Source organism: Actinokineospora iranica, from assembly GCF_900101685.1.
GTDB classification, from domain to species: domain Bacteria; phylum Actinomycetota; class Actinomycetes; order Mycobacteriales; family Pseudonocardiaceae; genus Actinokineospora; species Actinokineospora iranica.
Genome location: NZ_FMZZ01000026.1, coordinates 34,727 through 46,988 on the forward strand (window position 1 = coordinate 34,727; position 12,262 = coordinate 46,988).

The 12,262-nt window shown below is 68.7% G+C and carries 10 protein-coding genes; 4 read left to right on the top strand and 6 right to left on the bottom strand.

Going from position 1 to position 12,262, the window contains the following annotated elements:
* The first annotated feature begins 48 nt into the window (after nucleotides 1-48).
* Nucleotides 49-348 (top strand): WhiB family transcriptional regulator, encoded by a 300-nt coding sequence (locus BLS56_RS29715; RefSeq protein WP_091457813.1) that lies wholly within the window; start codon nucleotides 49-51, stop codon nucleotides 346-348.
* Between the two features lie 101 nt (nucleotides 349-449).
* Here the strand turns inward: BLS56_RS29715 and groL are convergent, their stop codons facing one another.
* The 4 genes from groL to BLS56_RS29735 form a co-directional block, all read right to left on the bottom strand.
* Nucleotides 450-2,069 carry a chaperonin GroEL gene (gene groL, locus BLS56_RS29720; RefSeq protein WP_091457780.1) on the bottom strand — a complete coding sequence of 540 codons (1,620 nt, stop codon included), beginning with the start codon at nucleotides 2,067-2,069 and terminating at the stop codon, nucleotides 450-452.
* 79 nt (nucleotides 2,070-2,148) lie between these two features.
* Entirely contained in the window at nucleotides 2,149-2,442 is a 294-nt protein-coding gene (groES, locus tag BLS56_RS29725; RefSeq protein WP_026316263.1) for a co-chaperone GroES, read from the bottom strand.
* 242 nt (nucleotides 2,443-2,684) lie between these two features.
* On the bottom strand, nucleotides 2,685-3,953 hold the full coding sequence (locus tag BLS56_RS29730) for an acyltransferase family protein (protein ID WP_091457783.1): 1,269 nt from the start codon (nucleotides 3,951-3,953) through the stop codon (nucleotides 2,685-2,687).
* Nucleotides 3,950-5,923 (bottom strand): glycosyltransferase family 2 protein, encoded by a 1,974-nt coding sequence (locus BLS56_RS29735; protein WP_091457786.1) that lies wholly within the window; start codon nucleotides 5,921-5,923, stop codon nucleotides 3,950-3,952. Before BLS56_RS29735 ends, BLS56_RS29730 begins: the two co-directional genes overlap by 4 nt.
* Before the next feature lie 376 nt (nucleotides 5,924-6,299).
* Between BLS56_RS29735 and BLS56_RS29740 the strand changes: the two genes are divergently transcribed.
* Nucleotides 6,300-6,785, top strand: a complete 486-nt coding sequence (locus BLS56_RS29740; RefSeq protein WP_091457788.1) for a GNAT family N-acetyltransferase — start codon at nucleotides 6,300-6,302, stop codon at nucleotides 6,783-6,785.
* Here BLS56_RS29740 and BLS56_RS29745 read toward each other — a convergent pair.
* Nucleotides 6,778-7,686 carry a patatin-like phospholipase family protein gene (locus tag BLS56_RS29745; RefSeq protein ID WP_091457791.1) on the bottom strand — a complete coding sequence of 303 codons (909 nt, stop codon included), beginning with the start codon at nucleotides 7,684-7,686 and terminating at the stop codon, nucleotides 6,778-6,780. The genes BLS56_RS29740 and BLS56_RS29745 overlap by 8 nt on opposite strands.
* Before the next feature lie 105 nt (nucleotides 7,687-7,791).
* Here BLS56_RS29745 and BLS56_RS29750 point away from each other — a divergent pair, with 105 nt between their 5' ends.
* A complete protein-coding gene (locus BLS56_RS29750) occupies nucleotides 7,792-9,315 on the top strand; it encodes an alkaline phosphatase D family protein (protein ID WP_091457794.1) in 1,524 nt (507 codons plus the stop codon).
* 100 nt (nucleotides 9,316-9,415) lie between these two features.
* Nucleotides 9,416-11,296: a peptidoglycan recognition protein family protein gene (locus BLS56_RS29755; RefSeq protein ID WP_091457797.1), complete on the top strand. Its 1,881-nt coding sequence runs from the start codon at nucleotides 9,416-9,418 to the stop codon at nucleotides 11,294-11,296.
* Between the two features lie 57 nt (nucleotides 11,297-11,353).
* Here BLS56_RS29755 and BLS56_RS29760 read toward each other — a convergent pair whose 3' ends face one another.
* Nucleotides 11,354-11,983, bottom strand: a complete 630-nt coding sequence (locus tag BLS56_RS29760) for a DUF6461 domain-containing protein (protein ID WP_139191075.1) — start codon at nucleotides 11,981-11,983, stop codon at nucleotides 11,354-11,356.
* Nucleotides 11,984-12,262: the final 279 nt, after the last annotated feature.

Genomic DNA, 12,262 nt, shown 5'->3' on the forward strand with positions numbered 1-12,262 from the left:
CGAATGGAGTATTGACTCTCCCAGCCCACTGACATGGAGGCGGCCGCCATGGCGGACACACGCAGGCTCCCCGGTCCGAACGCCGACGTGTGGGACTGGCAGTTGGACGGCTCGTGCAGAGGCATGGACAGCGCGTTCTTCTTCCACCCCGACGGGGAACGCGGCCCGGCCCGCGCGCGTCGAGAGGCCAAGGCCAAGGCCATCTGCCACGCCTGCCCGGTGCTCTCGCTGTGCCGCAGCCACGCGCTTGCCGTGCACGAGCCCTACGGCATCTGGGGCGGGCTCTCGGAGTCCGAACGCGAGGCGATCATCAAAACCGGCAAGCGCACCCTGGCCGTGGCCAAGTGAGGTCCGGCAAGACTTGACGACAACACCCCTCAGACGGCACCACACCCCCCGATGGCGAAGGGCCCGGTCGCGAGACCGGGCCCTTCGTTTTACCTGGCTGGTCAGTGACCGTGGCCGTGGCCGTGCCCGTGGCCACCGGCGGGCTCGTCTTCCTTCTTCTCCACGACGGAGACCTCGGTGGTGAGGACCATCCGCGCGATGGAGGCGGCGTTGGCCACCGCGGAGCGGGTGACCTTCACCGGGTCGACGACACCGGCGGCGAGCAGGTCGCCGTAGGTGAGCGTGGCGGCGTTGAAGCCCTGGCCCCAGGGCAGCTCGCGGACCTTGTTCACCACGACCGCGCCTTCCTGGCCGCCGTTGGCCGCGATCCAGAACAGCGGCGCGGACAGCGCCTCGCGGACGATGGCGACACCGGTCGCCTCGTCGCCGGTGAGGCCGAGGCCGCCCTCGAGCTCCTTGGCGACCTGGACGAGCGCGGAGCCGCCGCCGGGGACGATGCCCTCCTCGACGGCCGCCTTCGTGGCCGCGACGGCGTCCTCGATGCGGTGCTTGCGCTCGGCGAGCTCGGTCTCGGTGGCCGCGCCGACCTTCACCACGGCGATGCCGCCGGAGAGCTTGGCCAGCCGCTCCTGGAGCTTCTCGCGGTCCCAGTCGGAGTCGGTCGCCTCGATCTCCTTGCGGAGCTGCTCGGCGCGCCCGGCGATGTCGGCCTTGTCGCCGCCGCCGTCGATGATGGTCGTGTCGTCCTTGGTGACCACGACGCGGCGGGCGGTGCCCAGCGAGTCGAGGGTCGCCTCGGACAGCTTGAGGCCGACCTCGGCCGCGATGACTTGGCCGCCGGTGACGACGGCGAGGTCGTCGAGGAACGCCTTGCGGCGGTCGCCGAAGAACGGCGCCTTGACCGCGACGGCCTTGATCGTCTTGCGCAGGGCGTTGACGACCAGGGTCGACAGCGCCTCGCCCTCGACGTCCTCGGCGATGATCAGCACCGACTTGCCGCTCTCGGCGACCTTCTCCAGGACCGGCAGCAGGTCGGCCAGCGCCGAGATCTTCTCGCGGTGCAGCAGGATGTACGCGTCCTCCAGGACCGCCTCCTGCGCCTCCGCGTCGGTGGCGAAGTGGGCGGAGACGAAGCCCTTGTCGAACTGCACGCCCTCGGTGATGACCAGCTCGGTGGCCAGCGTGGAGGACTCCTCCACGGTGATCACGCCGTCCTCGCCGACCTTCTCGATGGCCTCGCCGAGCAGCGCGCCGATCGAGGCGTCGCGGGAGGCGACGGTGCCGACCTGGGCCACGTTGTCGCGGCCCTTGACCGGGGTGGCCTTCGCCTTGAGCGCCTCGACCACCGCGTCGGACGCGGCCTGGATGCCCCGGCCGATCGCGGTCGGGTTGGCGCCCGCGGCGACATTGCGCAGGCCGACGCGCACCAGCGCCTGGGCCAGCACGGTCGCCGTGGTCGTGCCGTCACCGGCGACGTCGTTGGTCTTGGTGGCGACGTTCTTGGCGAGCTGGGCGCCCAGGTTCTCGAAGGCGTCCTCAAGCTCGATCTCGCGGGCGATCGTGACACCGTCGTTGGTGACGGTGGGACCGCCGAACTTCTTGGCGAGCACGACGTGGCGCCCGCGCGGGCCGAGAGTGACCTTGACCGTGTCGGCGAGCTTGTTCACCCCGCGCTCAAGGGCCCGACGAGCGTCCTCGTCGAAATTGATCTGCTTGGGCATTGATTACCTCTCGTATGCGAGAACGCCCCGGGTGCCCCGAACGGGGCCGCCGGGGCGCTCTGCTGGTCAGCCGGACGTCTTAGTTGATGACGGCCAGCACGTCGCGAGCGGAGAGGATGAGGTACTCCTCGCCGTTGTACTTGACCTCAGTGCCGCCGTACTTGGAGTAGATGACGACGTCACCGACCGCCACGTCCACGGGGACGCGGTTGCCCTTGTCGTCGATCCGGCCGGGGCCGACAGCCAGGACCTTGCCCTCCTGGGGCTTCTCCTTGGCGGTGTCGGGGATGACCAGACCGGAGGCGGTCGTGGCCTCGGCCTCGCTCGCCTGGACGACGATCTTGTCCTCGAGCGGCTTGATGTTCACGCTCACCGCTGTGACCTCCACGGGTCGTCGAAAGCGTTGGCAGGTACCTGATACAGCTCGCGCGGTGTCGAATCAGTGTCGATGGCGATACCGATGTCGACGCCGCACGTTACGGCTCCTGCCACCCCGCCGTCGCGGGTGCCGGGGCGGTACTGGCGCCGTGCAACTAGCACTCTACCCACGCGACTGCTAACGCTGCAACGACCCCCCGGACTCGTCCGAGTGAACGTTGTGACCTGGGCTCTTGCCTAGAGGTGTCCGTTGTGGCTCGGGTTGACGGGTCTGGTCACGCTGGGCAGGGGGAGGTAGTAGTCGCGCGGGCGGCCCTGGCGGTCGAAGGCGCCCATGACGCGCTGGGCGGGGACCTCGATGACGCGGTAGCTCAGGTACGCGACGGGGACCGCGACGGCGACCAGCACCACGGCGGTGACGTAGAAGGCCGCCGGGTCACCGGGCCGGGGCAGGAGCCGGGTGCCGTCGATGACGCGCAGGATCGGCTCGTGCCAGAGGTAGATGCTGTAGCTGACCGTGCTCAGGGAGACCATGGGCGCCCAGCGGAGCCAGCGGGGGCCGTCGGCGAGGCTGAGCGCGGTGGCGGCGACGACCAGCATGATGCCCGCGCCGAAGAAGGTGTGGGAGAACGTCTCCGGCATGTGGTTGTACCGCAGCCAGATCCCCAGGGTGATCACGCCCGCGCCGGACAGGCCGACGAGGGTGCGCACGCCCGCGTTGGGCCACCGCAGGCCCGCGGCGCAGGCGATGGCCAGCAGCAGGCCGATGGCGAAGATGTCCAGCTTGGCGATCGGGTTGAACCAGATCGACCAGCCGTCCACCGGGAACCGCATCGCGTAGACGGCCCAGAACTTGTAGACGAGGCTGATCGCGATGAGGACCGCAGTGCCGGTCAGGAGCGCGGTGACCTGAGCGCTCTTGGACCGCATACGCGGGAGACGCCGCTGCGCCCAGGCGCCGAGAACGGCCAAGAGGACATAGAAGTAGGCCTCGACGCCGAGAGTCCAAGCAGGACCGTTGGTGTAGAAGATCTTCTCGTTGCTCCAGACGTGGGTGAACGTCAGGTGCAGGACCAGGTCCCGCCAGTCGCCGGGGAGCACGGGATTGCTGATTGCCCAGACAACCAAGACCACGATCAGGTAGAGCGGGATGAGCCGGACTGCCCGGCGCAGCAGGAAAGCCCTGGCCGGTTTCGGCTTGCCCACGCCGAGGGCGGCCTTGGCGTAGGGGTACCCGAGCAGGAAGCCGGACAGGATGAAGAACATGTCGACCAACATGTCCGTGTTCATCAGGGCGTGGTGCCAGAACGTGCCTTCCAGCGGCCAGAACCAGTGCTCGCCGTAGCGGTTGTGCTGGTACGCGTGGAAGACGACCACCACGATGGCCGCGACCGCGCGGTACCCCTCCAGGTTGAACTTTCCCTGCTGGGGTTTGGCCTGTCCGGACGCGGGCTGCCCGCCGTTCGGCTGCTGGGGGTTCGGCTGCTGGGGGTTCGGCACTGTCATGACGGGCCCCGTTTCGACCCCGACTGCCGCGGGGTGACGATCCACTGACGCTCGCCGAGGAGTTCCTTGATGTGGGCGACGCGGCTGATGAGGTTTTTCATCTCGGTGTAGAAGAAGGTCGAGACAAATAGATAAGCCACGAACCACCGTTTGTTCTTGCGGATTTCCGGTGCCGCGAGCCGCCATGAGAATAGCACCATCACCGGGCCCGCCGAGAGCGTGTAGAGCGACGTTAGCACGAATGTGGGAATCGCCCAATCGAGGTTCTGCGGACCGCCTGCACGCCAGGCCAGGAACGCGACCACCGGAATCATTTGCACCGACAACCATGGGTACAACTCGCGCCACCCGAGAAGGAACGCGGTGCCCATCTTGTTGCGCTTGCTCAATTGGGTGGACCGCAGCGCGGCGGCGAGGTGCCGACGCGACACCTGGCTCCAGCCCTGCGCCCACCGCATCCGCTGGTTCCACAGGGCGCGCATGGTGACCGGGGCCAGCTCACGGCTGAGCAGCAGCGGGTCGTAGACCAGTTTGTGGCCGCTGAGCAGGGCGCGGAACGACGAGTCGATGTCCTCGGTGAGCATGTGGCCGTGCATCCGCACGTCCCGCAGCACCGCGGTGGTCCAGAACCCGTTCGACCCGCCGAACAGGCCGAACTGGTGCAACTGCGCCCGGCCGGAGTGGCTGACGCCGTAAATGGACTCGAACTCCACCGCCACCGTGCGCGAGACCCACGATTCGGCGCCATTGCGGATCACGCAATGCCCCTGGACGACGTCGGCGCCCGCGTTGAGCCAGTGCCACGCGCGGCGGTAGGCGTCCGGGCTGGGCTGGTGGTCGGCGTCGAACACGCCGGTGAACACGCCGGTGACGACCTGCAGCGCGGCGTTGATGTTCTGCGACTTCGAGGTGGACCCTTCGACGCGCAGCAGCACCAGCCTGCGGTCGCGGGCGGCCAGGGCCCGCAGTTCGTCCTCTACCGGCAGGTCATACGGGGTGTTGTAAGCCAGCACTACCTGCAACCGGCCTGGATAATCCTGGGCCAGGAAAGCGCGCAGCGTGTCGATGATCGTCGCGGCCTCGTTGGGCAGGTACGCGGCGATGATGGCGGACGCCTGCGGGTAGTGGTCGGGGGCCGCGGGCAGCTTGGGCGGGTCCAGCGCGTGCAGGCCCTCGGCCCAGATCAGCGCGGATGTCACCACGAGAGCCAAGGTGACCAGCAGATACGCGGGCGTCGCGAGGTCGATGCCGAGCTGGTACATGCCCAGCAGCACCAGGAACGGCACGACCATGCCGAGCACCACGGTCAGCAGCGCCTGCAGGGTGTTGCGCACCGACTTGGGCAGGAAGGTCTTGGGGATCGCGGGCTGGTCGGGCCGCCAGCGGCGCGGGATCAGGTCGAGGTGGGTGCCCGCGACGTCGCCTGCCTCGATGGCGCGGCGCAGCAGGTCGCCGGGGGCCTTGCCGATGACCGCGCTGGTCCAGCCGCAGATCGGGGTGACCTCGATGGTCTGGTCGCCCAGCCGGATGATGGTCCGGGCGATCCGCGAGATCATGCCGCCGAGCCTGCGGCTGACCTGCCGGTCCGCGGTGCCGCGCAGCAGCACGACGATGCCGTCGTGCTCGTCGAGGCCGATGAGCTCGTGCTGGGCGAGTTCGGCGCTGAGCGTGGCCGCGACCCGGTCGTACACCTGGGCCAGGCCCGCGCGGCCGAACCTGGCCATGATGCGGTCGCGCTCGGCGATGCGGATGACCGCGACCACCGGGGCCCGGCGGGAGCGCTCACCCGCGGCGAAGACGTCGGCGACCTCGCGCTGCCAGGTCGCGACGTCGGCCCACTGGTGTCGCTGCGGGTACCACTCGCCCGCGCGGGCGTAGCGGGGCGGGCGCAGGGTGCGCACGTCGGGTGCGGTCAACTCACCCGAAGCGGCGCCAGACGATTCGAGGTCGACCGGGCCGCCGGTCAGCATCGCATTCCTCGAATACGGATCGATTTCGGGTTCGCGGCCGCGCATCCACCCCCTCTGGGGTCGAACGCGCGTGGCAGCAAGCTGACGCCGACATTCAGACCAAATGTGATGCGCATCATCAGCTAAATCACCCGATCGAGTAGTAACGATGACCCACGCGGGAAGTCCCTCATACAGACTGCTATCGCACTCACCCACTAGTGTCAACGCCGGTCTTTTCGATCAGGTGAATTGTTGCTCAAAGCTGTGATCATGGGGTGAGACTTGTGCGCGTGATGACAAGTCGGCCGTCCGGGCTAGCGCCTGCGGCGGCCAAGTGGCCTACCACAGGTCCGTGCGCTCCGCCGAACGGGCCGACGACGGAAAGGGTGGTCGGATGATCAGACAGGTGCGCCCGGCGGACTTCGATCGGCTCCGCGAGATCGAGTTCGCCGCCGGGCTCCAGTTCCGCGATGTCGGGCTGGCCTTTATCGCGGATTTCCCACTGCCACCCGACGACTACCTGCGCGATTTTCTCGGCCGGTCTTGGGTAGCCGAGACCGGCCGCGTCGGTGGGTATCTCTTGGCCGAGGAGATCGGCGGATGCGCCCACATCGCGCAGGTAAGCGTAGATCCGATATACCGGGGACAACGGCTTGGCCAAAAGTTGATCGATCACCTATCCGACTGGGCCAAGACCCGCGGGCTGGGTGCTCTCACATTGACGACTTACCGAGATGTCCCATGGAACTTTCCATACTACCGGCGGATTGGTTTCCGGCTAATCGAGCCGACTCCTGACCTCCAACGGCTGATAGACCGGGAAGCCGCCATCGGACTCGACCCCGCCGCCCGGGTCTGCCTGCGGCGCGAAGTCAGCTGAGCGCGGCCACCGCCGCCGCCCGGCCCAGTTCGACGGCGCGCCGCAGCAGGTCGGTGTCGCGGGAAAGGCGGGGCACCTCCGGCGCGGACGCGGGCGGGCGCACCTGGAGGATCGCCGGGTGGTCGGCCAGGTGCTCGTCATCGGCGCGCTGCCGGTGGTGCCGGTCGACCCAGCCCGCCAGCGCGCCCGGGGCCACCCGGCGCAGATAGCCCGCGACCACCGCGGTCTCCAGCCGGGACGGCGACTCCGCCGTCCACCCCGCGCGGCGGGTCCGCAACACCAGCACATCGGTGGCGCCGTCGGCTACCGCCGTCCGGTAAGGGATGGCCTCCGCCAAACCGGCGTCTATCCAGTACCGGTCGCCCAGCTCTACCGGGCGACCGGAAAGCAGTGGCAGACCGGTGCTCGCGCGCAACGCGAGTTGCAGGGTCCGCTGATCGTGGACGTACGGGCGCAGGTCTACCGCGGCGCCGGTCCGCACGTCGGTGGCCAGCGGGTGGAACGTGATCGGGTTGGCCAGGATCGCCGCGAAGTTCATCGGCACCGCCTCGTACACCACGTGCACCAGGTGCTCGGTGTCCACGACCCGCCCCCGGCGCAGCGCCCGCCACGGGTTGGTGACCCGGCGCATCACCGCCGGGTCGGACCAGCCGAGGACGCCCACCTGGGCCTGCCCGCCGAGAAACCACGCGCCGTTGAGGGTCCCGGCCGAGGCGCCGTAGACCGCGTCGAAGCAGTCGGTGAGGCCGAGGTCGTCCAGCCCGGCGACCATGCCGCCCGCGAACGCGCCCCGGCTGCCGCCGCCCTCGATGGCCAGCGCCAGCCTGCGGCCGTCGGTGCGCCCACCCGGGCGGCTGCCCTCGGCCTTTCGGTCGCGCAGCAGCGACAACACGGGATGCACGTGCCCGACGGTAGCGCTTCACCGACCTCTCATCCTGGCGTGGGGCGAGCGACACGGCCCGGTGCAAACGTGCGGGCGGTAAACCGAACTGAGAGGTCACCTCTTATGCCCACCACCCGTCGCTCTGTGCTCGTCGGTAGTGCTGCCGCGCTCGGTTTGACCGCGCTCGCCGCGCCCGCCCTGGCCACCCCGAGCCGCAAGCTCTCCGACCCGTTCACTCTCGGCATCGCCTCCGGCGACCCGTCCGCGGACGGCGTCGTCCTGTGGACCCGGCTGGCCCAGGACCCGCTTGCCCTCGACGGGTTAGGCGCGATGCCCGACCGCGCGCTGCCCGTGCGGTGGCAAGTGGCCACGGACGAGCGGTTTCACCACGTCGTTCGCGCGGGCGTGGAGTTCGCCCGGCCCGAATCGGCACACAGTGTCCACATTGAACTCGCGGGTCTACGCCCCGGGACCGAGTACTTCTACCGCTTCCGTGTCCAGGAGCACCTTTCCGAGACCGGCCGCACCCGCACCGCCCCCGCGCCGGGGACCGTCGGCACCGGCCTGACCATGTGCTTCGCGTCGTGCGCGCACTACGGCGAGGGCTACTTCACCGCTTACCGCAGGCTCGCCGAGGACAACCCGGACCTCGTCTTGCACCTGGGGGATTACCAGTACGAGTACGCGGGCAAAGCCGCCGACGTGCGTGCGGTCGTCGGTCCGGAGACCCGCACGCTGGCTGACTACCGACTCAGGCACGCGCAGTACAAGAGCGACGCCGACCTGCGCGAGGCGCACCGGGTCGCCCCCTGGCTGGTGGTCTTCGATGACCACGAGATCGAGAACAACTGGGCCGACGACGTGCCCGAGCAGCCGGACCCGGCGTTCCCGCGGCGGCGGGCGGCAGCGTTCCAGGCCTACTACGAGAACATGCCGCTGCGCGCGGCGGCCCGTCCCCAGGGCACGGACATGCGGCTCTACCGCAGCGTCCGGTGGGGCTCGCTGGCCACGTTCCACATGCTCGACACCCGCCAGTACCGCGACGACCAGGCCTGCGGCGACGGCACGAAGATCGACTGCGCGGAGCGGCTGAACCCGGCCCGCACCATCACCGGGGCCGAGCAGGAGCGCTGGCTGCTCGACGGCCTGCGCGCATCGCGGGCCCGCTGGGACGTGCTGGGCCAGCAGGTGTTCTTCGCCCAGCGCGACCTGACCGCCGGTGAGCGGCAGGGGTTCAGCATGGACGCCTGGGACGGGTACCAGGCCAGCCGCGACCGGGTGGCCGCCGGGCTCGGCGGGGTGCGCAACGGCGTGGTCCTCACCGGCGACGTGCACCGGCACTGGGCGGCCGAGGTCAAGGAGCGCCACGACCGGCCCGACTCCCGGGGCGTGGCGACCGAATTCGTTACCACGTCAATCACTTCCGGCGGCGACGGCAACGATGACGCGAACGCCACCGTGCTCGCGGAGAACCCGCACCTGAAGTTCTCCAAGAACCGGCGCGGCTACATCCGGACCCGGTTCACCGCCGACGAGTTGCGGGCGGACTACCGCGTGCTGCCGTACGTCCGTACCGCTGGCGCGCAGGCGGAGACGGCGGCGACCTTCGTCGTCGAGGACCGCGATCCCACCCTGCACCGCGTGTGACGGATACACCGACTGTGTACGTATCGGGCAACTGATTGACGCGGGCGGCCACCCGGCAGGAGAGTGACCTCACGATCACTCCACGTCCGGGAGGCCGCCCGTGTCGCGCACCCTGGCCCTTGCCGTCGCAACCATCGCGCTGACCGCCCCGGCGACACCGGTCGCCGCCGCCCCCGCCGACCGCCAGAGCCAGTTCCGCGCGGCCGCCGCCGAGTTCGGGGTGCCGGAGCCGGTGCTGCTCGCGGTGTCCTATCTGGAGTCGAGGTGGGACGCCAACGGCGGCCGGCCGAGCACCGCCGCCGGGTACGGGCCGATGCACCTCACCGATGTGGTCGCGGCCAACGCGGGCGGCAGCCATCACGACGAAGGCTCCGAAGACCCGCGCGGCGACGACTCCCGGGAGACGCTCACCCCGGAACCGGGCGAGGGCGACTTCGACTCCCCCGCGCTGCGGACCATCGAACTCGCCGCGGACCTCACCGGCACGGACGCTTCCGTGCTGCGCTCGGACCCGGCGGCCAACATCCGCGGCGGCGCGGCGCTGCTCGCCCACTACCAGCGCCCGTTCGGCTCCTCGGCCGACCCGGGCGCCTGGTACGGGGCGGTCGCGCGCTACAGCGGGGCCACCGCCGCCGGGGCTGCCTCTGCGTTCGCGGACGAGGTGTTTTCCGTGCTGCGGCAAGGCGTCGAGCGCGTGACCGACGACGGCCACCGCGTCCGCCTCGCCCCAGCGCCCTCGGCGCGCCCGGACACCGCCGCGGTGACGCGCCTGGGCTTGCGCGGGCCGGTCGCCGGTCCGACCGAGTGCCCCGCGACCGTGGCCTGCGACTGGATTCCCGCGCCGTACCAACAGTTGCCGGACAACGACTACGGCAACCACGACAAGGCGAACCGGCCCAGCAGCGCGAAAATCGACTACATCGTCATCCACGACACCGAGGCGACCTGGGACACGACACTGCGGCTGGTGCAGGACCCGACCTACGTGAGCTGGCACTACTCGCTGCGCAGCGCGGACGGGCTGATCGCCCAGCATGTGCCGGTCAAGGACGTGGGCTGGCACGCGGGCAACTGGTACGTCAACGCCAAATCGATCGGATTGGAGCACGAGGGCTTCGCCGCGCAGGGTTCCTGGTACACCGAGGCGATGTACCGGACATCGGCGAAACTGGTGCGGCATCTGGCCGCGAAGCACCGGATTCCGCTGGACCGGGCCCACATAATCGGACATGACAATGTTCCCGGGACGACTCCGGCCACGGTTCGCGGAATGCACTGGGACCCCGGGCCTTATTGGGACTGGGGCCACTACTTCGACCTGCTGGGCGCGCCGCTGCGGGCTGAGGTTGGCCCGTGGTCGCCGCTGGTGATGGTCAAACCGGACTACGCTTCCAACCGACCCGCGTTCTTCGGATGCGACACCGCCAATCCGAGCGCGCTGTGCCCGGCGCGGGGGTCGACGTCGGTGATCCTGCGTGCCGCACCCAGCGATGACGCTCCGCTGCTGGTGGATGTGGGACTGCGACCGGACGGTTCCCCGGCGACCATGCACATCTCCGACCACGGGAGCCGGGTGGACACGGGGCAGCGGTTCGCCGTCGCCGAGCGGCGGGGCGCTTGGACCGCGGTGTGGTACCTGGGGCAGAAGGGGTGGCTGCGGAGTCGGGACGTGGTTCCGGTGCGGGGGACGCTGCTGACGCCGGTCTCGAGGACGATTCCGGTGTACGGGCGGGCATATCCGGAGGCCGCGGTTTATCCGGCGCACATTCCAGTGCAGAATGTGGTGCCGTTGCAGTACACGCTTTCGGCTCGGCAGTGGTATTCGGTGGGGTTGGACACTTCGTCGGAGTATTACTGGGCTGCTTCTTTTGATCCGGCTAATCATGCCGTGGTTCGGGGAGAGAAGTATTACGAGATCCAGTTTGGACACCGGGTCGCGTTCGTGAAGGCTGACGATGTGCGACTGGTGCGGTGGGGGTGAGGTTCGCTTGGGTCTTGCTTGGGTGGGTCCGATCGTTCTCCGCCCGCTGTGAGGTTACTACGGGACGTCTGCGCCTTCTACGTCCTTGAACAGGTTGTAGGGGTCAGGAATCCGGTACGTGGGTAGCTTCGTGTTGAACCAGTCGGGGTCGAAGGCAAGTCCGGTTTGTTCTTCCAACAGCGCGAAGCAGGTTGCCCACAGCGTTTCAGTGTCTATACCCACACCGCCAATCCACGCGGGCCGAATCTCGCCGATTTGCTGCGGCTCATCCGCGAACAGCGGCTCAAGGTAGGCGGTTATCCGCCCATCGATCGCTTGTACGAGTTTGCTTGCCCCGTTGTCATTTCGAAAGTAACTGAAGTATCGCCCGCCCGCTGCCGTAACCCTGCGACCCAATTCAGGGATAACACCACTGTAGCCGTTGTTTTCCAGCGCGACCACGTAGCGACCGTGGGTGAACACTTGAAAGAAGAAGAACTCGCCGAACTCTTTCGCGGAGCGCCGTACTTCCCGTTCCGCCTCCCGAAAAGTCAGCATTCCTTCTGGTGTGCTTGGGTCACCGCCGAAGGCGCGAACGACAGTTGGCAGGGAACTACCCTCGACGACGGTCACGGCCCAAACCAGTTCAAGCGCAAGTGGCTCCGCCCAGGCGTACTTGCGCACAAGGTCAGCGCTCAGCCTGGACATGCTTCCTCCGTGCCTGCCAAAGCGCCATCGTAAGGCTTTGGCGCGATCCTTTTCGGACTGCTGATGACAACGATGAAGTTGTCGCCATCCTGGGGTACTGGGGACGAACAGTGCCACCCTGGCACCAGTTCTCTCGTTCCGGAACTTCTTCAACGTGCGCGTTTTCACCACCTTGCTCCGTGACAGCCATGGTGGGTCGGGGCATGGCGCGTTGCCGGAATTGCTTCTGGTACGTTTCCATGCCCCGCCCGCCGAACCGGACGTGCGAGTTTCCCCGCA

What these genes read in the sequence shown, in the direction of transcription:
- BLS56_RS29715 (WP_091457813.1), top strand. Translation starts at nt 49, where the DNA reads ATGGCGGACACACGCAGGCTCCCCGGTCCGAACGCCGACGTGTGGGAC.
- BLS56_RS29735 (WP_091457786.1), bottom strand. Translation starts at nt 5,923, where the DNA reads ATGCTGACCGGCGGCCCGGTCGACCTCGAATCGTCTGGCGCCGCTTCG.
- BLS56_RS29740 (WP_091457788.1), top strand. Translation starts at nt 6,300, where the DNA reads ATGATCAGACAGGTGCGCCCGGCGGACTTCGATCGGCTCCGCGAGATC.
- BLS56_RS29730 (WP_091457783.1), bottom strand. Translation starts at nt 3,953, where the DNA reads ATGACAGTGCCGAACCCCCAGCAGCCGAACCCCCAGCAGCCGAACGGC.
- BLS56_RS29750 (WP_091457794.1), top strand. Translation starts at nt 7,792, where the DNA reads ATGCCCACCACCCGTCGCTCTGTGCTCGTCGGTAGTGCTGCCGCGCTC.
- BLS56_RS29760 (WP_139191075.1), bottom strand. Translation starts at nt 11,983, where the DNA reads ATGTCCAGGCTGAGCGCTGACCTTGTGCGCAAGTACGCCTGGGCGGAG.
- groL (WP_091457780.1), bottom strand. Translation starts at nt 2,069, where the DNA reads ATGCCCAAGCAGATCAATTTCGACGAGGACGCTCGTCGGGCCCTTGAG.